24 protein-coding genes are annotated in these 23540 nt (G+C 64.7%); 20 read left to right on the forward strand and 4 right to left on the reverse strand.

Annotation, left to right across the window (positions count from 1 at the left end):
- The coding region (locus JDO7802_RS04740) for a leucyl aminopeptidase family protein (protein ID WP_245624114.1) at nt 1–1104 on the forward strand (1104 nt) is incomplete at its 5' end.
- The gene (locus JDO7802_RS04745; RefSeq protein ID WP_055083188.1) at nt 1101–1955 is read left to right on the forward strand and encodes a C40 family peptidase; all 855 of its coding nucleotides are present in this window, start codon (nt 1101–1103) and stop codon (nt 1953–1955) included. The genes JDO7802_RS04740 and JDO7802_RS04745, both read left to right, overlap by 4 nt.
- 76 nt (nt 1956–2031) lie before the next feature.
- Here JDO7802_RS04745 and JDO7802_RS04750 read toward each other — a convergent pair whose 3' ends face one another.
- Nucleotides 2032–2613 (reverse strand): cbb3-type cytochrome c oxidase subunit I, encoded by a 582-nt coding sequence (locus JDO7802_RS04750; protein WP_144430527.1) that lies wholly within the window; start codon nt 2611–2613, stop codon nt 2032–2034.
- A gap of 250 nt (nt 2614–2863) precedes the next feature.
- Between JDO7802_RS04750 and murJ the strand changes: the two genes are divergently transcribed.
- On the forward strand, nt 2864–4441 hold the full coding sequence (gene murJ, locus JDO7802_RS04755) for a murein biosynthesis integral membrane protein MurJ (RefSeq protein ID WP_055083191.1): 1578 nt from the start codon (nt 2864–2866) through the stop codon (nt 4439–4441).
- Here murJ and JDO7802_RS04760 read toward each other — a convergent pair.
- The gene (locus tag JDO7802_RS04760) at nt 4432–5124 is read right to left on the reverse strand and encodes a rhomboid family intramembrane serine protease (protein WP_055083193.1); all 693 of its coding nucleotides are present in this window, start codon (nt 5122–5124) and stop codon (nt 4432–4434) included. The genes murJ and JDO7802_RS04760 overlap by 10 nt on opposite strands.
- Nucleotides 5125–5202: 78 nt before the next feature.
- On the opposite strand from JDO7802_RS04760, the gene trpS reads away from it, so the two are divergent.
- On the forward strand, nt 5203–6225 hold the full coding sequence (gene trpS / locus JDO7802_RS04765) for a tryptophan--tRNA ligase (RefSeq protein ID WP_055083195.1): 1023 nt from the start codon (nt 5203–5205) through the stop codon (nt 6223–6225).
- A gap of 139 nt (nt 6226–6364) precedes the next feature.
- Nucleotides 6365–7396: a fatty acid desaturase gene (locus tag JDO7802_RS04770; RefSeq protein ID WP_055083197.1), complete on the forward strand. Its 1032-nt coding sequence runs from the start codon at nt 6365–6367 to the stop codon at nt 7394–7396.
- 71 nt (nt 7397–7467) lie between these two features.
- On the opposite strand, the gene JDO7802_RS04775 is transcribed toward JDO7802_RS04770, so the two are convergent.
- Nucleotides 7468–7884 carry a tellurite resistance TerB family protein gene (locus JDO7802_RS04775; protein ID WP_055083199.1) on the reverse strand — a complete coding sequence of 139 codons (417 nt, stop codon included), beginning with the start codon at nt 7882–7884 and terminating at the stop codon, nt 7468–7470.
- An 84-nt stretch (nt 7885–7968) separates the two neighbouring features.
- Here JDO7802_RS04775 and JDO7802_RS04780 point away from each other — a divergent pair, with 84 nt between their 5' ends.
- From JDO7802_RS04780 to JDO7802_RS04790, 3 genes are all read left to right on the forward strand, one after another.
- The gene (locus JDO7802_RS04780) at nt 7969–9537 is read left to right on the forward strand and encodes a lysine--tRNA ligase (RefSeq protein ID WP_055083201.1); all 1569 of its coding nucleotides are present in this window, start codon (nt 7969–7971) and stop codon (nt 9535–9537) included.
- A 72-nt stretch (nt 9538–9609) separates the two neighbouring features.
- Nucleotides 9610–10008, forward strand: coding sequence for a DUF4864 domain-containing protein (locus tag JDO7802_RS04785; protein WP_055083203.1), 399 nt, complete (start codon nt 9610–9612; stop codon nt 10006–10008).
- A 191-nt stretch (nt 10009–10199) separates the two neighbouring features.
- Complete coding sequence (locus tag JDO7802_RS04790; protein WP_055083205.1) at nt 10200–12500, forward strand: glycosyl hydrolase family 28-related protein; 2301 nt, start codon at nt 10200–10202, stop codon at nt 12498–12500.
- On the opposite strand, the gene JDO7802_RS04795 is transcribed toward JDO7802_RS04790, so the two are convergent.
- A complete protein-coding gene (locus JDO7802_RS04795; protein ID WP_055083207.1) occupies nt 12472–12963 on the reverse strand; it encodes a YdcF family protein in 492 nt (163 codons plus the stop codon). The genes JDO7802_RS04790 and JDO7802_RS04795 overlap by 29 nt on opposite strands.
- A gap of 97 nt (nt 12964–13060) precedes the next feature.
- On the opposite strand from JDO7802_RS04795, the gene JDO7802_RS04800 reads away from it, so the two are divergent.
- From JDO7802_RS04800 to JDO7802_RS04855, 12 genes are all read left to right on the forward strand, one after another.
- Entirely contained in the window at nt 13061–13924 is an 864-nt protein-coding gene (locus JDO7802_RS04800; protein ID WP_055083209.1) for a branched-chain amino acid aminotransferase, read from the forward strand.
- Complete coding sequence (locus tag JDO7802_RS04805) at nt 13921–14946, forward strand: hypothetical protein (RefSeq protein WP_055083211.1); 1026 nt, start codon at nt 13921–13923, stop codon at nt 14944–14946. Before JDO7802_RS04800 ends, JDO7802_RS04805 begins: the two co-directional genes overlap by 4 nt.
- A 79-nt stretch (nt 14947–15025) precedes the next feature.
- Complete coding sequence (locus JDO7802_RS04810; protein WP_055084714.1) at nt 15026–15481, forward strand: universal stress protein; 456 nt, start codon at nt 15026–15028, stop codon at nt 15479–15481.
- 104 nt (nt 15482–15585) lie between these two features.
- The gene (locus tag JDO7802_RS04815; RefSeq protein WP_055083213.1) at nt 15586–16146 is read left to right on the forward strand and encodes a NifU family protein; all 561 of its coding nucleotides are present in this window, start codon (nt 15586–15588) and stop codon (nt 16144–16146) included.
- A complete protein-coding gene (gene tsaB, locus JDO7802_RS04820; RefSeq protein ID WP_055083216.1) occupies nt 16139–16753 on the forward strand; it encodes a tRNA (adenosine(37)-N6)-threonylcarbamoyltransferase complex dimerization subunit type 1 TsaB in 615 nt (204 codons plus the stop codon). The genes JDO7802_RS04815 and tsaB overlap by 8 nt, the downstream gene beginning before the upstream one ends.
- Nucleotides 16750–17145 carry a GNAT family N-acetyltransferase gene (locus JDO7802_RS04825; RefSeq protein ID WP_055083218.1) on the forward strand — a complete coding sequence of 132 codons (396 nt, stop codon included), beginning with the start codon at nt 16750–16752 and terminating at the stop codon, nt 17143–17145. Before tsaB ends, JDO7802_RS04825 begins: the two co-directional genes overlap by 4 nt.
- Nucleotides 17146–17267: 122 nt before the next feature.
- A complete protein-coding gene (locus JDO7802_RS04830; protein ID WP_055083220.1) occupies nt 17268–18278 on the forward strand; it encodes a BMP family lipoprotein in 1011 nt (336 codons plus the stop codon).
- Nucleotides 18279–18347: 69 nt separating this feature from the next.
- Complete coding sequence (locus JDO7802_RS04835) at nt 18348–19883, forward strand: ABC transporter ATP-binding protein (RefSeq protein WP_055083221.1); 1536 nt, start codon at nt 18348–18350, stop codon at nt 19881–19883.
- Nucleotides 19880–21034 carry an ABC transporter permease gene (locus JDO7802_RS04840; RefSeq protein WP_055083223.1) on the forward strand — a complete coding sequence of 385 codons (1155 nt, stop codon included), beginning with the start codon at nt 19880–19882 and terminating at the stop codon, nt 21032–21034. The genes JDO7802_RS04835 and JDO7802_RS04840 overlap by 4 nt, the downstream gene beginning before the upstream one ends.
- Nucleotides 21031–21651: a LysE family translocator gene (locus tag JDO7802_RS04845; RefSeq protein WP_055083225.1), complete on the forward strand. Its 621-nt coding sequence runs from the start codon at nt 21031–21033 to the stop codon at nt 21649–21651. The genes JDO7802_RS04840 and JDO7802_RS04845 overlap by 4 nt, the downstream gene beginning before the upstream one ends.
- A gap of 1 nt (nt 21652) precedes the next feature.
- Nucleotides 21653–22618: an ABC transporter permease gene (locus JDO7802_RS04850; RefSeq protein ID WP_055083227.1), complete on the forward strand. Its 966-nt coding sequence runs from the start codon at nt 21653–21655 to the stop codon at nt 22616–22618.
- The gene (locus JDO7802_RS04855) at nt 22602–23396 is read left to right on the forward strand and encodes a purine-nucleoside phosphorylase (RefSeq protein WP_055083229.1); all 795 of its coding nucleotides are present in this window, start codon (nt 22602–22604) and stop codon (nt 23394–23396) included. The genes JDO7802_RS04850 and JDO7802_RS04855 overlap by 17 nt, the downstream gene beginning before the upstream one ends.
- Nucleotides 23397–23540: the final 144 nt, after the last annotated feature.

Below are 23540 nucleotides of genomic sequence, written 5' to 3' on the forward strand. Positions count from 1 at the left end.
CTCGACGGTGATCTGACGGCCAACGAGATGGAGGAGGCGGCGCTTGGCTGGCTTTTGTCGAGCTACGGCTTCACCCGGTACAAGGGCAAGGCCACCGACGGCGCACATCTGAAGGCGCCCAAGGGCATCGACGCCGCCCGCCTGGAGGCGATCGCGGCGGGCGAGTTCCTGACGCGTGACCTGATCAACACGCCCGCATCCGACATGGGCCCGGACGAGTTGGAACAGGCCGCGCGCGATCTGGCCGCCACGCACGGGGCGACTTTGCACGTGACCGAAGGCGACGATCTGCTGACGCAGAACTTCCCGCTGATCCATGCGGTGGGGCGTGCCGCAACCCGCGTGCCCCGTTTGATCGACATGACCTGGGGGACGGACGGGCCGCAGGTCACGTTGGTGGGCAAAGGCGTGTGTTTCGACACCGGCGGCCTGAACCTGAAACCCGGCGCATCGATGGGCCTGATGAAGAAGGACATGGGCGGGGCCGCGACGGTGCTGGGCCTTGCCCATATGATCATGGCGACCGGATCCACGCTGCGCCTTCGGGTCCTGATCCCGGCGGTGGAAAATGCCGTCGCGGGCAACGCCTTTCGGCCCGGCGACATCCTGACCGCGCGAAACGGCCTGACGGTGGAGGTCAACAATACCGATGCCGAGGGTCGCCTGGTGCTGGCCGATGCGCTGGCCCTGGCGGACGAGACGCCGCCCGACCTGATGATCTGCATGGCGACGCTGACCGGTGCCGCGCGCGTGGCCGTCGGGCCCGACCTTGCCCCGTTCTACACCGACGACGACGCGCTTGCGATGGCGCTGGCGCAGGCGGGCAAGCGCGTGCGCGACCCCCTTTGGCGGATGCCGCTGCACCGCCCCTATGATGCGATGATCGAGCCGGGGATCGCCGATCTGGACAACGCGCCGTCGGGCGGATTCGCGGGCAGCATCACCGCCGCCCTGTTTCTCGACCGGTTCGTGCGCGATACGCCGCTTTTCGCGCATTTCGATATCTACGGCTGGAACCCGACGGCCGCGCCCGCCCGCCCCAAGGGTGGCGTCGGCATGGCCGCGCGCGCGATCTTCGACGCGCTGCCCAAGGTCCTCGCATGACGGCCTACGACCCACGAATGACGCCGGCCAACGGCCATGCCGCCGCGTACGAATTGCGCGGGCTGGTCGAGGCGACCCGCTATGTCAAAGGCACGGTCCGCACGGTACAGCAGCCCCTGGTGAACCTGTCGGACAGCCCGCGCGGCGAACGCTCCAGCCAGCTTCTCTTCGGAGAGGCGTTCCGCGTCATCGACGAACGCGACGGCTTTGCCTTCGGTCAATCCCTGCGCGACGGATACTGCGGCTATGTCATCGCCGGGGCCCTGACCCGGCAGGAAGCGGCGACGCATTGGGTCGCCGCCCCCGCCACGCATCTCTATCCCAAGGCCCGGCTCAAGGCCCCGCCCGAAGTCGCGATCTTTTTCGGCAGCCACGTCCGCGTCACCTCGGATCTTGGCGATTTCAAGAAAATTTCGACTGGTCACTTCATCCCGACGGGGCACCTTCAAAGCCTGCGCGCCCGGTTTTCGGACCCGGTGGGCGTGGCGGACATGTTTCTGGGCACACCATATCTTTGGGGTGGGTCGTCTCGCTGGGGCATCGATTGTTCGGGTCTGGTGCAGATGGCGCTGGTTGCCTGTGGCCACGATTGCCCGCGCGACAGCGATCAGCAGCGGGGTGTGGGCCGCGAATTGCACCCCGATGAGCCCGCGCGGCGCGGCGACCTCGTGTTCTGGAAGGGCCACGTCGGCTTCATGTCTGACGACACGACATTACTCCACGCGAACGCCCACCACATGGCCGTCGCCTACGAGCCGCTGACACAGGCCTGCGCCCGGATTGCCGCCGGCGAAAACGGAGCGGGATCGGGCGATGTGGTGATGCGACGGCGGGTGGAGACGGGACGCTAGTTCGTGTGTGTCCGCTTTGCGGACGAAGCGCTATTTCGCTGCGACTGCGCCAAGGCCTGCTTTTGTAATGCGAGACCTACCTACCCAGCCATCTTTCTAAGATTGACCAAAGTAGTAGGCCCAGAAGGCCGAGCAAAGCCATTTGTGACAGAAATCCTGACCACAAGCTGGTTAGGACGTAGGTTTCCATGAGCTCTGGATAGTCGATGTATCTGCGCCGGTCTGGCAGGATGAAGGCGAGCGCCCCTTGGAACGCGGTGCTGCCGATTAGCGCGATATGCAAAACCCAGAAAAGGATCTTGGTCAGGGTTGGATATCTCATCGCGCCGCACCGCGTTTGCACCCAAGTTATCGCCCCGAAGACCGCCATTGCGATGCCAAGGTTCAGCGTGAAATAACCATGGCTCACAACATAGTAGGTGTCGTGATACGCGGGCTCTGTTTGTTTGATTTGGCTTGGAACAAACTGGACTTGCGCAAAGCTGGCGGCCCCAAAAGCTCCGTAGACGACCGCAGCGGCAAAGAATAACGCAGCTGGCTTCCAACCGCGAAGATGAGCCAGAAGCGGAGCAAATATCAAACCAAACAGAGACACTAAAGAATAAATCACGATCACGTTCTCTTGACCTGATATGCCATCTGCCACTGAAGCCGACATTGATCAATGTCGCAGCATCAGTTGGAATGGGTTCAGTCAGGACGTTCGCTGCGAACCGACAGTCTTCCGACAGGCCAATTTGAACCGCCCCCGCACAGGCGCACAAATTCCCTCTTGGTTTCGCAAACGGTGCGATTCGATATGGGTGACGCGGATCCCCCGTTCCTTCCTTTGAAATCCGACGCCCTATACAGCCGGCCTGCGACCGCTATACCGAGGGCGAAATTGACCCCCGAACGTCAGGACCCCCATGGCCCCCCGCCTGATCAAAGGCTTCCTCACCGTCGGCGGCTGGACCATGCTCAGTCGTGTTCTGGGCTTCGTGCGCGACATCCTGATCGCGCGGTTTCTGGGCACCGGCGTCGCGGCAGAGGCGTTTTTCGTCGCGTTTTCCCTGCCCAATATGTTCCGACGGTTCTTCGCCGAAGGCGCATTCAACATGGCCTTCGTCCCCCTTTACGCAAAGAAGCTGGAGGCGGAGGGCGCGGAAGCCGACGCCTTCGCCCGCGACGCGGTTGCTGGCATGGTGATGATCCTGACGCTCTTTTCGGTGGTCGGCATTGTGTTCATGCCCGCGCTGGTCCTGGCTATGGCGTCAGGGTTCGCCGACGACGCCCGCTTCTCCCTCGCGGTGTTTTACGGTCGGATCGCGTTTCCTTATATCCTGCTCATTTCGCTGGCCGCCCTGGTGTCGGGCGTGCTCAATTCGAACGGTCGTTTCCTTGCGGCCGCGGCGGCCCCGGCGCTGCTGAACATCGTCTTCGTCGCTGCCGTCGCCCTGGTGTGGTTCTTTCCCTGGCTGGTGCCCTACGCAACGCCAGTGCCCGAGTTGATCTTCGGCCGTGCGCTGATCTGGGCCGTCCCGGTGGGCGGTGCCGCGCAGCTTGCTCTGGTGTGGTGGGCCGCGGCCCGTGCGGGGCATCGCCTGCTGCCGCGCCGTCGACCACGCCTGACCAAGGATCTCAAACGCCTGCTCGTCATCGCGGCCCCTGCGGCGCTTGCCGGCGGCGTGGTGCAGGTGAACCTGCTGGTGGGGCGTCAGGTGGCCAGCTATTTCGACGGGGCGGTCGCCTGGCTGAACTACGCTGACCGCCTGTATCAGCTGCCCTTGGGCGTTGTGGGCATCGCCATCGGCGTCGTGTTGTTGCCCGACCTGTCGCGCCGCGTCCGCGCGGGCGACGAGGACGGCCAGCGCGACGCGTATTCCCGCGCGTTCGAGTTTTCCTGGCTTCTGACCATCCCGTCGGCGGTTGCCCTCTTGGTGGTGCCCCTGCCGCTGGTTTCGGTCCTGTTCGAAAGGGGGGCCTTCGACGCGGACGATACGGCGGCGACGGCCATCGCGCTGATGATCTATGCAGTGGGCCTGCCGGCCTTCGTGCTTCAGAAAGTGCTGCAACCGATCTATTTCGCGCGCGAAGACACGCGGAGCCCGCTGCGGTTTGCCGTCGTCTCTCTTGTCATCAACGCGGTCGTCGCGCTTGGGCTGTCGCCGGTGATCGGCTGGCCCGCCGCTGCCCTTGGAACCACGCTCGCGGCCTGGGGCATGGTCGTTCTTCTGGCGCGCGGGGTCCGCGGCTTGGGGGCCCTTGCCACATTGGACGACCGCGCGCGGACGCGGGCCTGGCGCATCGTCCTGGCGGCGGTGCTTATGGGGTTCGTGTTGTGGATCACGATGCTGATCCTGGGGCCGATGTTCGCCGGCACCTGGCGCGGGCTGGCGCTGGCGGTGCTGGTCGGGATGGGCATCCTGTCGTATTTCGGGTTCGCGCAACTGGTCGGGGCCGTGCGGCTGGCCGAGCTGAAGGCGGCCCTGCGGCGTCAGCGCTGACGCAAGCGCTGGCGCAGGTGCGCAAGTGCGCCAGGGAACAGCAGCACGGCCAGCGCGTACCCCGTGGCCGCCCCGCCCAGATCGGCCGTCCAATCCGGCAGCCATCCGAACCCGCGCGTAGCGACCAGGCCGAAGACCGGTTGGATCGCCAGCAGAAAACCGATCAGCAGGCATGCCTTTTTCGGGTCGGCGCGCGTCAGGCCCCGTTGCGTCAGATAGGTGAATGCCCCGATCAGGCCATAGGCCGCGGGATACCCCCCGAACAACGGCGAGGCCGCGTCGAACAGGATCAGATACATCAGCGCCCCGCCGGTCGCCGCGCCGAAAAAGATGAAAAGCACCCGCAGATTGGGATAGACGGGCGAGACCGCGTTACCGAGCGCCAGGACGAAGACCGCGACGAAGGCCGCGTGAACCATGCTGCCGTGCAAGAACGGATAGGTCAAAACCCGTACCACCTGTCGCAGCGGGAAGCTGCGGTTTTCCCACATCCATGACCAGACGCTGTCGATCACGGCCCAGTCGCGCAGGGCCGTCAGACGCCAGCCCACCGCCTCCCGACCGCCGATGAAGCCGGCCGTACCAGCCTGGAACAGAAGCTCGATCGCGATGACGACGACGGCAAGGGCGACCACGACGGGGGGCAGCGTGTTGAAGGGGCTCTGGTTGCGGGGGTCCATCATGGCGGGCCTCGTTGACGGGGATTGCCCCGGTGGCTAAGCGATGGGCCGATCCGTGACCAGCCCCGCGAGGACAGACCGATGGCCGAGACGCCGACCTTCACGCCGCGCATTTTTTCCGGGATCCAGCCGTCGGGTGGGCTGACGCTGGGCAATTACCTGGGCGCGATCACCAAATTCGTCGACTGGCAGGATCGCGGCACGCACGAGACCTTGTTCTGCATGGTCGATCTGCATGCGATCACCGTGCCGCAGACGCCCGATGCCCTGCGCCACAACACCCGCGAGCTGTGCGCCGGGTTCCTGGCCAGCGGCATCGACCCCGAGCGCAGCATCCTGATCAACCAAAGCCAGGTGCCCGAACACGCCCAGTTGGGCTGGATCTTCAATTGCGTCGCACGGATGGGTTGGATGGGTCGGATGACCCAGTGGAAAGACAAATCCGGCAAGAACGCGGAGGCGGCGTCGCTGGGGCTGTTCGCCTATCCCGCGCTGATGGCGGCGGACATCCTTCTTTACAAATCGACCCACGTGCCGGTGGGCGAGGATCAGAAACAACATATCGAGCTGACACGCGACATCGCCGCAAAGTTCAACCACGATTACGGCGTCGATTTCTTCCCCCTGACCGAGCCGGTCATCGAGGGCACGGCAACGCGGATCATGTCGTTGAAGGACGGGACAAAGAAGATGTCCAAGTCCGACCCGGTGGAGGCGAGCCGGATCAATCTGACCGACGATGCGGACACGATCGCCAAGAAATTTCGCAAGGCGAAGACCGACCCTGATCCCCTGCCCGGCGCGGTCGAGGACCTGGAGGGGCGGCCGGACGTTCGCAACCTGGTCAACATATATGCCGCGCTGGAGGGCCGTTCGGTCGATGCCGTCCTGACCGAGAAGGCGGGCGGGCAATTGGGTCATTTCAAGCAGGATCTGGCGGACCTTGCCGTCTCCAAGCTGGGCCCTGTGTCGATGGAAATGGCGCGCCTGATGCGCGACCCGGCCGAGATCGATCGCATCCTGACCCGCGGGTCGGAGCGGGCGCGGGAAATTTCGGTGCCCGTCCTGCGCGAGGTCTACGATATCGTCGGCATGGTCCGCTGATGGAATGCCACGCAGGCGTTCCCGGCTGGATCCGCATGCGACGAAACGCATCGGTCCGGGCCGGCGTCCCCCGCACCTTGGGCGTTGCCCCGATGGCAAATTCCGCTATCAAGTTTGCAACGATTAGAATGGGCAGAGCATGACCGAAGCAAATTCACCGGATCCTCAGGGTCCCGGCCCGATCGCCGCGCGCGATTGGATCAAGGTCCTGTCGGAATACCGCGACCCGAGCACTTTCCGCAGCTGGTTCGAAGTGGCTGTGACCGTCGTACCCTTCGTCGCGCTCTGGGCGCTGGCGTGGTGGGCGTTGTCGATCAGCGCATGGCTGACACTGGCGATTTCGCTTTGCAACGCAGCGTTTCTGCTTCGGCTTTTCGCGATCCAACACGATTGCGGTCACGGGGCCTTCTTCCGAAGCCGCGCCGTCAGCGACTGGCTCGGCCGGGTGCTTGGGGTGCTGACGCTGACGCCGTATGACGTGTGGCGGCGGGCCCATTCGATCCACCATTCGGGAACAGGTAACCTAGCACGCCGCGATTTGGGCGAGATTTCCACCCTGACGGTGGCGGAATACCGGGCGCTGTCGCCGTTGCGCAAATTGCAGTATCGCGCCTATCGGCATCCCGTCGTATTGTTCGGCCTTGGGCCCGGCTATCTGTTTTTCGTACAAAACCGCCTGCCGATGGGATTGATGGCGCAGGCGCGCTATTGGCTGAGCGCGATGTACACCAACGCGGCGATCATCGCGGCCCTGAGCCTGGTGGTGTATTTCGGCGGCTGGATGCCGGTTCTGCTGATCTTCGTGCCGTCGACATTGCTGGCCGGAACGGCCGGGGTCTGGCTGTTCTATGTGCAGCATCAATTCGAAACGACCCGCTGGGACGAGGATGCGGACTGGGACCTGCACGAAAGCGCGTTCCACGGATCGTCGCATTATGTGCTGCCCCCCGTCCTGCAATGGCTGAGCGCGAACATCGGGATCCACCATGTCCACCACCTCTACAGCCGCATCCCCTTCTATCGCCTACCGGACGTAATGCGGGACCACGCGGGGCTTTCGACCGTGAACAAGATGACCATCCGTGAAAGCTTCGCGAATGCGCGGCTGCATCTGTGGGACGAAAAGAGCCGGCGGCTGCTGTCTTTCCGCGAAGCGAAGACTGTCGGCTAAGGCACCTGACGAAGGCCGGCGGAGCGGTTTTTGCCGCTTCGGACGGCGGGCTGTGAGGCCGAGGCATCGCCTCAGAGCGTGAGGTGCCTGGCCCTCGACCCGCGCTCGATCGCGGCGGCGTGAAGCGGATCGATCTCGAATTCGTAGCGGATTTCGCGCAAAAGCTCCAACTCGGTCTGGAATACCTTGCCGTCTGCCGCCGCAACATCGCAGGCGAGGGCATAGGCCGTCTCGTAATGCGTGTCGGGGACGCTCTCCTTGATCAGCCCGATGATGGCGTCCAGCCCGTCCTCCTCCTCCAGCAGGTCGAAGACGGTCTGGGCGATGCCTTCCAGCCGATCTTCGTCGAAGCCCGCGAAAATTGGCAGGTGGTTCACGATGGACTGGATGGTGAGCAGCTCGGACGTGCGGATCGTGGCATCCGACGCGGATACCGTGATCATCAGCGCGACGAGCGCATCCTGCGGGGAAAAACTGTGGTCGGTCATTGAATGCTCCTTGCCACAGGGATTTATTGACGGGGTCGCACCGTCACAATAGGTGAGGTCGGCTTTAACCCCGAGGATGCCCCCATGACGAGTTTGCGCGACGCTGCGATGACATCGAAGGCCTGGCCTTTCGAAGAGGCGCGCAAGCTGTTGAAACGGGTGGAGAGTGCCGGCAAGGATCATGTCCTGTTCGAGACGGGATACGGGCCCAGTGGCCTGCCGCATATCGGGACGTTCGGTGAGGTCGCGCGCACGACGATGGTGCGCCGCGCGTTGAACGTCATATCGGATATTCCGACGCGGCTGATCTGTTTTTCCGACGATCTGGACGGGATGCGCAAGGTGCCCGACAACGTGCCGGACCCAGCGGCTCTGCGCGAACATCTGCAGAAGCCGCTAACGCGCGTTCCCGACCCGTTCGGCACGCACGACAGCTTCGGCGCGCATAACAATGCGATGCTGCGGCGGTTCCTGGACACGTTCGGCTTCGAATACGAGTTCATCTCGGCGACGGAATTCTATGGCTCGGGCCGGTTCGACACGGTGCTGCGGCGTGCGGCGGAGCGATACGACGATCTGATGGAGATCATGCTGAAGTCATTGCGGGAGGAGCGGCGTCAGACCTATTCGATCTTCCTGCCGATCCACCCCGAGACCGGGCGCGTCCTTTATGTGCCGATGAAGCATGTGGATGCGCAAGACGGCACCGTGACCTTCGACGACGAAGACGGGCGCGAATGGACGTTGCCGGTGACGGGCGGGAACGTGAAGTTCCAGTGGAAGCCAGACTTCGGCGCGCGCTGGGCCGCGCTGGGCGTGGATTTCGAGATGTACGGCAAGGATCATGCTGCGAACACGCCGATCTATGGTGGGATCTGTCGCGCGCTGGGCGGGACGGCCCCGGAGAATTTCACCTACGAGCTGTTCCTCGATGCCGAGGGGCACAAGATTTCCAAGTCGTCGGGCAACGGCATCAGTATCGACAAATGGCTGACCTACGCCGCAACGGAGTCGCTGTCGTATTTTATGTATGCCAAGCCGAAGACGGCCAAGCGGATGCATTTCGACGTGATCCCCAAGGCGTTCGACGAATATCACCAGCAGCTGCGCGCCTACCCTGATCAGGACGCGGAAAAGCAGGCAAACAACCCGGTGTTCCATATCCACGGCGGTGACGTCCCCGCATCGGACATGGTGGTGCCCTTCACGATGCTGCTGAACATCGCCAGCGTGTCGGGGGCCTCGGATAAGGACGTGCTTTGGGGTTTCATCAATCGCTATGCGCCCGATGCCTCCCCCTCCGCCAACCCCCAGATGGACGCGGCCGCGGCGGGTGCGGTGCGGTATTACAATGATTTCGTGAAGCCGACGAAAGTCTATCGCGCGCCGACCGAGCCCGAGCGTGCGGCGCTGGAAGCGCTGCGCGACGGATTGCGAAATTGGGACGGGGACGTCACCGACGAAGCGTTGCAAGGGTTGGTCTATGACGTCGGCCGGGACAGGTTCGACCCCATGCGAGACTGGTTCAAGGCGCTGTATCAGGTGCTTCTGGGTGCCGATCAGGGACCGCGTTTCGGCGGATTCATCGCGCTGTATGGTGTGGCGGAGACGGCCGATCTGATCGACCGCGCGCTGGCCGGAGAGCTGGGCTGAGGCGTCGCGGCGCATTGTCCGACACCTGAAGTGTTCTAGCATCAAATTAATTAGTTGATGGAGGACGCGAAGATGAAGGGACTGCTTGTTTCGATATCGGTGGCGCTGGCGGCGGGGCCGGCGCTGGCCGACGAAAGTGCGATCCAAGGTGTGATCGGGTCGCAGATCGAGGCGTTCAAGGTCGACGATTTCGGCACCGCCTTCACCTATGCGGCGCCAAATATCCAAGGCATGTTCGGATCCGCGGACAATTTCGGTCTGATGGTCCGGCGCGGATACCCGATGGTCTGGCAGCCCGGCACCGTCGAATACCTGGGGGTGGATGACGCCGGCGCGCTGTGGCGTCAGGATGTGCTGATCACCGACGGGTTCGGGCGATTGCACAAGCTGCGCTACACCATGGTGGAGACAGCCGACGGCTGGAAGATCGCGGGCGTGCAGATCCTGGAAGCGCCCGAAGTGGGTGTCTGAAGGCCGCGATTGACCTTAACCCGTCGTTAATCGTTTCCCGGCAGGTTGTACCGCATCGGGGGCACTGAGTCGCCCCTCGCGGGGGAACCCCGCACACTCACAGACGAGGACCGTCCCGGCCAAAGGCCAGGGCGGTCCTTTTCGTTTGGGCCGCAATCACGAAGCACTGGCGCGACGCCGAAGGGGACGACATGAACAAGGTGATCACCGAGGGACTGCAACTGACACCACCGCCGTTCGCCGACGGTTTGACCGTCTGGTCGAGCCAGGACGGTCTGGCCGGATCGGACACCTATGCCACTGCGTCGAACGCCGCGATCGTCGCGGCCGATCAGGACTTTGGCGGCTGCCTCGAACTGCTCAAGACCAGCGGCCTTCAGAAGGTGCGATGGATGGGCGATACCGGCGTCGTCCCCGGGTGCTATCTGCGGGTCACGATCCGGGTGAAGGCGGTGTCGGGGAACCTGCCGCGGGTCCGTGCGGCGGCGACCCCCGTCTTCGCAAACGGGGACATCGTGTTTGGACCGGCGACGTCGGGGCCAGAAATCGAGCTGACATCCTATGGCCGGGTGGAAACGGTCAGCGTGATCTTCGCGACGTCCAACCGCAGCGGCGTGGACCTGACTTTCGACGACCGCACGGCAAACGTTCATATCGGCCTTGACCTTCTGGGGTCGAATGGCGGGGTCGTGCGGATCGATGATATAGAGGTCGAGGATGTCACGGGCGCATTCCTGGGCGGGCTGATCGACGTGGTCGATGTGCGTGATTACGGCGCGACGGGCGACGGGACGACCGACGACAGCGCCGCATTCGAGCGGGCGGACAGGGCCGCAGACGGACGCACCGTGCTGGTGTCGGACGGGACCTATTGGCTGAATGAGCATGTCACGTTCAACAGCCCCGTCCGGTTCGAGGGCAGCTGCAGGATGCCCGCCGCCAAGCGCCTGAGCCTGGTACGGAACTTCGACATCAACGCCTATATCGACGCATTCGGCGGGGACGAGGAGGAAGGTTTTCGCCGCGGCATCCAGGCGCTGTTCAATTTCACCGACCACGACACGCTGGACCTGCGGGGACGGCGGATCGAGCTGACGCGGCCCATCGATGTGCAGGCAGCGGTCTTCGACAAGCGGACCTATGCCAACCAGCGGTCAATCAAGAACGGCCAGCTGGATATTCAGGACAGCCCGGCTTGGACCACCGGCGTCGTCACGGGCGGCGCGGATTTCGACGCCGACGACCCGCGCGTTCTGACGAACGTGGCCAACATCGCCCAGATCGAGGTCGGATCGCTGGTCGAAGGGCCGCAGGGTGTGGGACGGGAAATATATGTCCTGGCCAAGGACGTGGACGGGGGGCGGATCACGCTATCCGCCGCGCTCTGGGGCGCACCGGGACGGCAGATCTATACCTTCCGGCGGTTTCGCTATGCGCTGGATTTCAGCGGGTTCGACGTGTTGCAGCGATTCACGCTGCAGGATGTCGAAATCCTCATGGCGGGACGCGCATCGGGCATCCTGCTACCGCCGGCCGGGATCATTTTCCATGTGAAGGATTGCTTCATCAACGGGCCGAAGAATCGCGGCATCACCAGCCACGGTGTCGGATGCCAGGGCCTGCTGATCGATCGATGCCAGTTCCTGTCGACCGAGCAATCCAAGGACGTGGAGCAGCGGGAGACCATCGGCTTTAACGTCAACGCGAACGACACCAAGATCCGCAACAACCGCGCGGTGAAATTCCGGCATTTCGCCGTCATCGGGGGGTCAGGCCACATCGTCACTGGCAACCATTTCTTCCAGGGCGACGACGATATTCTGGGAAACCGGACCGCCGGTATCGTATTCGCGAAGGCGCAGGCCAAGACGGTCGTGGTCGGAAACTACATCGACAACGCCTATCTGGAGTGGACGAACGAACACGACGGCGACCCCGATTTCGCCAGCGAGTTTTCGTTCGGGGGGCTGATGATCGTGGGCAACATCATCTTCTCCTCCAACGTGCCCAGCAGCTATGCGCCGTTGCACATCAAGCCCTTTGGACCGGGACACTATATCAATGGGATGACGGTCACGGGCAATACCTTCAAAACGATCCGGGGTCAGGCGCTGAACCGGGTGGATCTGGTGGACACCACGCACGCGCAACTGGATTACGGTCGGTTCACCGACATCAACATTCATTCCAACACGTTCCACGCCGTCGCCAAGCAGTTCCAGAACCCGATCACCGTGCCCATCGACGAAGGATCGGCACAGGCCACATGGGAAACCGATCTGACCGACTATTTGCCGTTCCGTGGGCAGGCGAAGGTTGTGACCGCCTTCATGGCGAACGGTGCGATTCGACGGGCGGACAATGCGACGGTCTTCGTTGCCCCCCATGCCGCGGGGCAGGTCGGGGGCGATCGCCAATCGGTCCGCCTGAGCTGGCCCGAAGCGGTCAAGGGACGCGGCTTCGTCACCGTCCGTTGTGACGCGCCCACCTGAGCGCGCAAACGACCGAGAGCGGCGTGGCGGCGACCTCCCGGAGGATCGCCGCCATCGTCTTTCGGAGCGAGAGAGCACCGCGCGGGCCCGAAACCGTGGCGGCCATCCCGATGATCCCGGCAATCAATCGCGCACGCGGAAGGTGCCAGCGGTTTGAGACGAGAATGACTGGCCCGATGACCAGACGGTGCGCGAAGATCAGGTTTTCGACCGTGGTGGTGGAGCGGTCTTCGACCAGAAGGGCTTCGATCGACACGCCTCGCGACAACGCCAGATCGCGGGCGACATGCGCTTCGGGGGCGCCGTGCGCGCCCTGGCCGCCCGTCAGACAGATGCGACCCACCCGGCCGTCATCGAACAGATCAACCGCGTGACCGACCCGCAGCCGGAGCGTGGGCGACGCCGTTCCATCAGGACGGACGGCGGCCCCGAGGACCAGGGCGGTGGGCGATTGCGCGATCATGGCCCTTTCTTGCACGGCTGTCCCCGCGCACAAGCGTCGGCTGGACGCCACGCCGCCCCATCCCTAGGGTCGCCTCGATACCAGACGGGAGGTTTCGATGGCGTTCGGCACAGTGATCCGCACCTATTATGACGGCACCTGGCACGACGGCGACGTGCCGGTCATGCGGGCCGCCGATCATGGCATGTGGCAGGGCAGCTCGGTCTTCGACGGCGCGCGCCGGTTCGAAGGCGTGACGCCCGATCTGGACAAGCATTGCTCCCGCGTGAACCGTTCCGCCGAAGCGCTGATGCTGGAGCCGACGATGGCACCGGAGCGGATCGTGGAGCTTGTGCACGAAGGGCTGGAGGGCTTCGCGCCGGACGCCGCGATCTATATTCGACCGATGTACTGGGGCATTCACGGAAGCGAGCTGGGGCTGGTGCCGTCGAAGGCCGAGACGGGTTTTGCGATCTGTCTGGAGGAAGTGCCGATGCACGCGCCCGACCGCACCACGACCCTGACCGAAACGCGGTTCCGGCACCCCGTGCAGGAAAGCTCCGTCTGCGACGCAAAGGCCGGGTGCCTGTATCCCAACAACGGCCGGATGCTGGCCGAGGCGCAAGCCAAGGGTTTCGGCAACGCCCTGTCTGCGGATGTCATGGGCAACGTGGCGGAAAGTGCGACGTCAAACGTGTTCATGGTGCGCGACGGTGAAGTGTTCACCCCGGTGCCCAACGGCACGTTTCTGGCCGGGATCACCCGCGCGCGCCACATCGCCAACCTGCGCGCCGACGGCGTGAAAGTGCACGAAAAGGTCCTGTCGTTCCAGGATTTCCGCGATGCGGACGAAGTCTTCCTGTCGGGCAACCTGACCAAGGTCACGCCGGTCACGGCCTTCGATGACCGCCAGTATCAGGTCGGCCCCGTCACCCGGAGAACGCGGGAGATGTACTGGGATTGGGCACTTTCCGTCGCATGATCCGTCGCCTGCTGGCGGCCCTGCCGCTGGTGGCGACACTGGGTGCCCTGCTCTGGGCGCTGCAGGCCAATCCGCTGGCCGCCCCCTTCGTGGAACGGTCGGCGGGCGACCTGGCGCTGACGCTGGAACAGCAGGTGCATCGCGCGGCGACGGCCGACTGGATTGAAGCGGCATTGACGCAAGCCGTCGCAGCCCGCGACGCGGACCGGGCCACGATGCTGATCGGGCTTGCGCAGGACCTGGGGCGCGACGTGGATACGACGGCTGCGACCGCTATGATCGCGGCCGAAACGGACACGCTGTCGGTCGCAGTCGACTGCGCGGTCTGCATGGCCGACACCTCCGCCTGTTCCAGCCTGTCGCATCTGACATTCTGCGCGGTTCCCTTCGAAATGACGGTTCTGGGGGACCTGAACGCATTGCGCCGCGCCGCGTTCGCCTTCGCCGTCGGGCAGGAGGTCGACGAAGTGGACGCGGGACTGGCCCTGGTCGGTCTGGGTGCGACGGGCGCGGTCCTCGTCTCGGGCGGATCGTCGGTGACGGTGAAGGCGGGCGCGACCCTGCTGCGCCTTGCCCGCCGCATCGGGTCGATCACGCCCGAGCTGACGCGCTTCATCCGCGTGCCGATCCGGTGGGCGCGTGTGGACGATTTCGTGCTGGGCACCGCGCGGATCGAAGACGTGACCGACGGCGCAGCCCTGGCGCGAATGGGCGCGCTGGCCGCCGACCTTGGCCGCGTGCGGGCCGCAACCTCGACGGCGGAGGCGCTGCGCCTGGCCCGGTTCGTCGATACACCGGCGGATGCGACGCGACTGGCCCGCGTGGCCGAAGCGGCGGGCCCCCGCACGACACGTACCTTCGCCGTACTGGGCAAGAGCCGGGTGTTCCGCGCCACCTTGCGGGTCAGCCGCGCGGCCACCGGAACGCTGATCCTGATCTGGCTGACGGCGGCGCAGATCGCGGTCATCCTGGGCACACGCATCGGGTCGCTGGCCGTCCGCAGCGTGATGCGCGCGATCTGACTGGCGGCGGTAACGCGGTGGACACAGTGGCATCCGGCAGGCAATGCTGAAGACCACGGAAACGACAATCGGGCCCCAAATGCGCAAGTTCCTCGTCATCCTGGACGACAGCCGCGAATGTCTGAATGCGATGCGGTTCGCGTCACTGCGCGCCGAACACACCGGCGGCGGCATCGAAGTCCTGTCGGTGATTCCGCCCGACGAGTTCAACCACTGGATCGGCGTCGGCGACATCATGCGCGAGGAGAGCCGGGAGCGTATCGTGGCCCATTTCGAAGTCTTCGCGAAATGGATGCGTGACAAGCACGGGCTGGACCCGCACCTGGTGATCCGCGAAGGAGAGCCGGTGACCGAAATCCTGGCCCAAGTGCGCGAGGATCGCGAGATCGGGGTCCTGGTCCTGGGGGCCAGCGCCGACGGGAAAGGGCCCGGACCGCTGGTCACTCAATTAACGAAGTCCGCGGGCTCTCTCCCGGTGCCGATCACCATCGTCCCGGGCGATCTCTCCAAGGAGCAGTTGGAGGGCATCGCCTGAGCAGCTCCGAAACTCCCGCTCGCCAGACATATTAGAATCGTTCCAAGTTATTGACAGCGTCGCCCCGAACCCTCACATTGGGATCGACACACCGGAGGTGCCCCATGTTCATCCAGACCGAAACGACGCCGAACCCCGCGACGCTCAAGTTTCTGCCCGGCCAGACCGTGCTGGAGGCGGGCACCGCCGATTTTCCGACCGCCGACGCCGGGGGAAAATCGCCCCTTGCCAAGCGCATCTTCGCGATCTCGGGCACGACCGGCGTGTTCTTCGGCAATGACTTCGTGACCGTTACGAAGGACGAAGGGACCGACTGGGACCACGTGAAGCCCGCCATCCTTGGCGCGATCATGGAGCACTACCAATCGGGTGAGTCCATCATGGAAGGCGCCGCCGAGGCGGCGCATGAGGCGAACCATTCCGAGGAAGACAGCGCCATCGTCGGCCAGATCACCGAACTTCTGGACACGCGGGTCCGTCCCGCGGTCGCGCAGGACGGCGGCGATATCACCTTTCACGGGTTCGAGCGCGGCGTCGTCTATCTGCAGATGAAGGGGGCCTGTGCGGGCTGTCCGTCGTCGACGATGACCCTGAAAATGGGGATCGAGAATCTGCTGCGGCATTACATTCCCGAAGTTTTGGAAGTCCGTCCCGTCGGTGTCTGACCGCCTCACCCTCGCTTTCGATACGTCGGCCGCGCATTGCGCGGCCGCTTTGCTGTCGGGTGACCGGGTTCTGGCCACCGCGTTCGAGTCCATGCGCAAGGGCCAGGCCGAGCGTCTGATGCCACTGCTGGAAGACGTGCTGGCCAAAGCCGGCCACGCCTGGTCCGACTTGGATGTCATCGGCGTCGGGACCGGGCCGGGCAATTTCACCGGCGTTCGCATCGCGGTGGCGGGCGCACGCGGGCTGGGCTTGGGGCTGGGCATCCCGGTCGAGGGTGTGACCGCCCCCGAGGCCTACGCCGCCGGGCGCGACGTGATCGTCTGTCTGGACGCGCCGCGCGACCGTGTGCATTTCGCCTATGGCTCCGAAATCCTGCTGGGCGACGTCGTCCCCCCGAATTGGCACGCGCCGTTGACCGGCCCGGCTGCCGCGCGGATCGCGGAGGCGTCGGGTCGGCCACTGGCCGAAACGCCCGACTTGGCGGTGGAGATCGCGCGGATCGCGGCGGACCGCGCCGCCCCCGGCCGCGCGCGACCCGCCCCCGTCTACATGCGTCCCGCGGATGCCGCGCCGGCATCGGACCCGCCGCCCGTGATCCTGCCGTGACCGCCGATGAGATGGCGCGTCTGCACGCGGCCGCATTCGAAGGGGCCGCCCGCTGGTCGGTCGATGGGTTCCAGGACATCCTCCATGATCCGCTGGTGTTTGTCGCCGCGACGACTTGCGGCTTCGTCGTCGGACGTGCCGTGGCGGACGAGGCGGAGCTTCTGACCATCGTGGTGGACGGCCCCGGGCGGGGACGTGGCGTTGGGCGCGGCCTGGTCGACGATTTCGCAGCCGAAGCCCGGCGGCGCGGCGCATCCCAGGCGTTCCTGGAGGTCGCGGAGGACAATTCCGCGGCCCGTGCACTCTACGATTCGACGGGATGGCACGTGGCGGGACGCAGACCCGGCTATTACGGCGGCATCGACGCGTTAATCCTGCGCAGAGCGCTCTGACATCGGGTCAAACCGCCTTGCAACAGGTTGACGTTCTCGCCCCCCTGCGGCCTTATCTTTCGCATCAATCGTGGTGCGGCGGCCGGATGTCGGCCAAACGCGCCCTTCGACGGGAGAGATCAATGACCATCAACAAGACCCTTATGGGTGCCGTGGCGACCATCGCGCTGACCGCCGGCATGTCCTTCGCCGACGGCCATTCGGCCAGCCCCGGCCTCGTCATCGACCTGGGCGGCAAGTTCGACAAGTCGTTCAACGAATCCGCCTTCAACGGTGCCCAACGCTGGGTCGAGGAAACGGGCGGCGAATACGCCGAGACCGAGCTGGCCAACGAAGCGCAGCGCGAGCAAACCATGCGCCGCATGGCCGAGCGTGGGGCCAACCCGGTCGTCGTACTGGGCTTCGCCAACGCCTCCACCCTGGAAGTGGTCGCGCCCGACTATCCCGACACCGACTTCGTTATCGTCGACATGGTCGTCGATCAGCCCAACGTGAAATCCATCGTCTTTTCGGAGCATGAAGGCTCCTACCTGGTCGGTATGATGGCCGCACTGGCGTCCGAGACGGGCACCGTGTCCTTCATCGGTGGCATGGACGTGCCCCTGATTTCCAAGTTCGCCTGCGGCTATGCCCAGGGTGCCAAAGCGGTGAGCGAGGACACCAACGTCATCGTCAACATGACCGGCACGACGCCCACCGCCTGGAACGACCCGGTCAAGGGTGCCGAGCTGACGCGCAGCCAGATCAGCCAAGGCTCCGACGTGGTCTTCGCCGCCGCCGGTGGCACCGGGATCGGCGTGCTGCAGGCCGCCGCCGATGCGGACATCCTGTCGATCGGTGTGGATGCGAACCAGAACTATCTGCACCCCGGCGAAGTCCTGACCTCCATGGTCAAGCGTGTCGACAACGCGGTCTATGATACCTTCACCCAGGCCGCCGCAGGCGAGCTGGAGGCCGGAATTCAGGTCATGGGCCTCGACAACGAAGGCGTCGGCTTCTCCATGGACGAAAACAACGCCGATCTGGTCACCCCCGAGATGGTTGCCGCCGTCGAGGAGGCGAAGGCCAAGATCATCGCCGGCGAGATCGAAGTCCACGACTTCACCACCGACAGCAGCTGCCCCGCCTACTGAGGCGCGACGCACCAGAACAGAACGGGGCCCGGTCGGGCCCCGTTTCACGATGACGATCCGGGGGCCGGCATGGACGAGACACTGGCGATCGAGTTGCGCGGCATCTCCAAGGCGTTCGGCCCGGTGCAGGCCAACAAAGACATCTCCATCCAGGTGAAGCGCGGGTCGATCCACGGCATCATCGGAGAGAATGGGGCCGGCAAGTCGACGCTGATGTCGATCCTCTACGGGTTCTACAAGGCCGATTCCGGCGAAGTCTTCATCGGGGGCCGGAAAACCGAAATCCCCGACAGCCAGGCCGCCATCGATGCGGGCATCGGAATGGTGTTCCAGCATTTCAAGCTGGTCGAAAATTTCACCGTGCTGGAGAACATCATCCTGGGCGCGGAAGACGGCGCGTTGTTGAAGCCGTCGCTGGCCAAGGCGCGGGATCTGCTCAAGAAACTGGCGGCCGACTACGAGATGGACGTCGACCCGGACGCCATCATCGAAGATCTTGGCGTGGGCCAGCAGCAGCGCGTGGAAATCCTCAAGGCGCTCTACCGCGAAGCCGATATCCTGATCCTGGACGAACCGACGGGCGTCCTGACCCCGGCCGAGGCAGACCACCTTTTCCGCATTCTCAAGGGTCTGCGCGACGAGGGGAAGACAATCGTTCTGATCACGCACAAGCTGCGCGAGATCATGGAGATCACCGACACGGTAAGCGTGATGCGTCGCGGCGAGATGACGGCGACGGTAAAGACGGCCGACACCTCGCCCGAAGAACTGGCGGAGTTGATGGTGGGCCGCAAGGTTCTGCTGCGTGTCGACAAGACACCGGCCAAGCCCGGCGAGGTCGTTCTGCACGTCGAAAACCTGCGCGTGATCGACGATCAGAAGGTCGAGCGTCTGCGCGGCATCGACCTGGAAATCCGCGCGGGCGAGGTGCTGGGCATCGCCGGCGTGTCCGGCAACGGACAATCCGAACTGCTGGAAGTGCTGGGCGGCTATGCGCGCGGCACCGGTACGATCCGAGTGAACGGCATCCCCATCGACCTGACCGGCAACGCGTCCGACGCGCGGACCCGGCGGGCGCGCGGCATCGCCCACGTGCCCGAAGACCGGCAACGCGAGGGGCTGATCATGGACTTCGCAGCCTGGGAAAATGTCGCTTTCGGTTATCACGACGACCCAAAATTCGCGCCGGGCCTTTTGATGGATCACAAGGCGATGCGCGCCGATTGCGAGGGCAAGATGGAGCGGTTCGACGTGCGCCCCCCAGACCCGACCCTGGCCGCCAAGAACTTCTCGGGCGGCAACCAGCAAAAGATCGTTCTGGCCCGAGAGATCGAGCGGAACCCCGACCTGCTGTTGATCGGGCAACCGACGCGCGGGGTCGACATCGGAGCGATCGAATTCATCCATCAGCAGATCATCGCCCTGCGCGATCAGGGCAAGGCGATCCTGCTGGTCAGCGTCGAACTCGACGAGATCATGGCCCTGTCAGACCGCATCGCCGTCATGTTCGACGGTCGCATCATGGGCGAACGACTGCCGTCTGAAACGGATCAACGCGAACTGGGTCTGATGATGGCCGGCATGACCGGAAAGGATGCGGCATGAACGACGCGTTGCCGAAGTGGGCCGACATCGTCCTGCTGCCCCTGATAAATCTGCTGCTGGCCCTGATCGTATCGGGCCTGGTGGTTGCATTGATCGGCAAGAACCCGTTCGAGGCGCTCTATATTTTGGTGAATGGAAGCGTCGGGTCGGCCTATGGCTGGGGTTACACGCTGTTCTATGCGACCAATTTTATCTTCACCGGCCTGGGTGTCGCCGTCGCGTTCCACGCACGAATGTTCAATATCGGCGGAGAAGGCCAAGCGGCGCTGGGCGGGCTTGGCGTGGCATTGGTGGCCTTGGCGATCGACTGGCCGCACTGGGCGCTGGCCCTGCCGGCGGCGGTGGTCGGCGGTGCGCTGTTCGGGGCCGCATGGGCCGCGATCCCGGCTTATCTGCAGGCCAAACGCGGAAGCCACATCGTCATCACGACGATCATGTTCAACTTCATCGCCAGCGCCCTGATGGTTTACCTTCTGGCAAACGTCCTGAAAGTGCCGGGCAGCGCCAGTCCCGAAACCGCACGCTTCGTCGAGGGCGCGCGCCTGCCCAACGCTTACGACGTGCTGCCGTGGCTGGGGTTTTCGCGCTCCACCCCCCTCAACATCAGCTTCTTCGTCGCCATCGTGGCCTGCGTCGCGGTTTATTTCCTGATCTGGCGCACCCGCCTGGGGTACGAGATCCGATCCTTCGGCAAATCGGAGCCGGGGGCCGTCTATGCCGGCATCTCCCCGATACGTATCACGATGATCGCGATGCTCATCTCGGGTGGACTGTGCGGGTTGATGGCCGTGAACGCGACCATGGGCGAAGCGGAGCGTCTGGTTCTGGACCCGGTGCAGGGCGCGGGCTTCGTCGGCATCGCGGTGGCCCTGATGGGCCGGTCGCATCCCGTCGGCGTGTTCATTGCCGCGTTGCTTTTCGGCGCGCTCTACCAGGGTGGGGCTGAGTTGACGTTCGAGATGAACGGCATGACGCGCGAGATGATCCTGGTGATCCAAGCCCTCGTGATCCTGTTTACAGGCGCGCTGGACAACATGGTGCGCGCACCGCTGGAAGCCATTTTCCTGTCGCGACGTCGCCCGACCCCGCCGGTTCCGACGACGCCGCTGGAACCGGGCGGTCACCCCGAGAAGGGCAAGGTGGAACCATGAACGACATCGCATTCTACCTTCCCGGTCTTTTCGCGGCCTGGAGCATTCAGCTCGTATCCTGCCTGACGCCCGGCCCCGTCGTGGCCGTCATCCTTGGAAGCGCTGCAACGGGCGATCGGGCGGGCGCATTGCGCGCCGCGGCCGGAACCGCGACTGCGGCAGGCATCCTCGCACTCCTTGTGTCGCTCGGCCTGGCTTCTGCGGCGACGGCGCTCAGCGAGGGGATTTGGGCGCTGCGATTGGCGGGGGCCGCCTATCTGGCTTGGCTCGCCTTCAATGCGTTTCGCCGGGCGACCTCCAAGACACCTCCTCTGCGGGCGGGCGGTGCGGGCGGATACCGAACGGCGCTTGCCGTAAGCCTTTCAAGCCCCAAAGCGCTGGCGTTCTGGCTTGCCATCGCCGCACTCGGCGGCATCGTGCATGCGCCATGGCCGGTCGTTGCCCTTTTCGTCGCCGGGTCGGTGACACTGTCGGCGGCTGTCCATTCGGGCTGGGCGATCTTCCTGTCTTCCACCGTGATGCGCGCCGCCTACGGTCGCGCGCGCCGCTGGATCGAGGGGACACTGGGCCTGTTCTTCGCCTTCTTCGCCTTCCGCCTCGCTACGGACCGGAGCTGACATGGACTATCTCGGCATTATCCAGATCCTCGACAGCTCGCTGCGCCTTGCAACGCCGCTGCTTCTCGCCTGCCTTGCCGGGCTCTTCTCGGAACGCGCGGGCATCTTCGACATCGGGCTGGAGGGCAAGATGCTCGCCTCGGCCTTCATGTCGGCGGCCGTCGCCAGTTTCACCGGCGATGTCTGGCTTGGCCTGCTCGCAGGTATCGCTGCGTCACTGGTGCTGGCCCTGATCCACGGCGTCGCGTCGATCACGTTCCGCGGCAATCAGCTCATCTCCGGCGTTGCGATCAACTTCCTCGCCTCCGGCCTGACAGTGGTGATCGGAGAGGCGTGGTTTTCGCTGGGCGGGCGGACGCCGCAGTTGGAAGGACCGGCCCGGTTCCAGGAGATCACCCTGCCCTTCGCCAACGCGATCCGCGATGTGCCCTACCTCGGCCCGATCTATGCGGATCTGCTGTCGGGCCATTCGATCCTTGTCTATGTCGCTTTGGCCCTCGTGCCGCTATCGTGGTGGGTCCTGTTTCGCACACGCTTCGGCCTGCGCCTGCGGGCCGTGGGCGAAAACCCGGCTGCCGTCGACACAGCGGGCGTCAGCGTCGTGGGCCTGCGCTATGCCGCCGTGATGATCTGCGGCGTCCTGTGCGGTGTCGCGGGGGCCTATCTGGCGACGGCTCTGTCTGCCGGTTTCGTCAAAGAAATGTCGGCAGGCCGGGGCTTCATCGCGCTGGCCGCGCTCATCTTCGCCAAGTGGCGGCCCTGGTACGCGCTTGGCGCAACGCTCCTGTTCGGTCTGCTGGAGGCGCTCGGCAACCGGTTCCAGTCGCTGGACCTGTTCGGCATTCCGATCCCCACGCAATTCATGCAGGCCCTGCCCTATATCCTGACGGTGGTGATCCTGGCCGGTTTCGTCGGCAAGGCCATCCCGCCGCGCGCCGGGGGGGAGCCTTATGTCAAGGAGCGCTGAGCTCGCCGCCCTAATCCGTGACCGCGCGGGGACGGAGGCACCGCGTCTGGGCCTGATCCTCGGGTCTGGATTGGGCCACCTGGCCAATCAGATCGACGGCGTCGCGATCGACTATGCCGACCTGCCCGGTTTTCCCCATGCCGGCGTGTCCGGCCACAACCCCAAGCTGGTGATCGGCACGTTGGGCAACACGCGCGTCGCCGTGTTCGGCGGGCGGGCGCATTACTATGAAAACGGGCGGTCAGACGCGATGCGCCTGCCCTTGGAAGTGCTGGCCGAACTGGGCGCGGAAGGCGTGATCGCGACGAACGCCGCAGGATCCTTGCGCGCCGACATGCCGACAGGGTCGCTGATGCTGCTGTCGGATCACATCAACTTCTCGGGCCTCAATCCCCTGATCGGCGAACCGACCGACCGGCGATTCGTTCCGATGGGCGATGCCCACGATCCGGGGCTGCGCACCGCCCTGCGCGATGCCGCCCGCGCCGAAGACGTGGACCTGCATGAAGGCGTCTATGCCTGGTATTCCGGACCCTCCTTCGAGACGCCCGCCGAAATCCGCGCCATCCGCACGCTGGGGGCGGATGCCGTCGGCATGTCGACGGTGCCGGAGGTGATCCTCGCGCGGTTCCTGGGCCTGAAGGCCGCCGCGATCTCGACCATCACCAATATGGCCGCGGGCCTCTCGGATGAGGCGATCAGCCACGATCACACGAAGGCCATGGCCCCGCTGGGGGCCGCGAAACTGGAGAAGGTGCTGACCCGGTTTCTCACCTGACGGGCCGAGCCGTCAGCCATTGGTGCCAGACCGCCACCGGCTCTAGGTCCAACGCTCGTCCCGCGTGATATTGGCCCGGTTTCCAAGGGGTCCGGGTTTGACACTCCGGGTCCCATTCTCGACAAGGGAGGGCATCCGCCGACG

Origin of the sequence: Jannaschia donghaensis, assembly GCF_001403795.1 — a bacterium.
In the GTDB taxonomy this organism is placed as follows: Bacteria; Pseudomonadota; Alphaproteobacteria; order Rhodobacterales; family Rhodobacteraceae; genus Jannaschia; species Jannaschia donghaensis.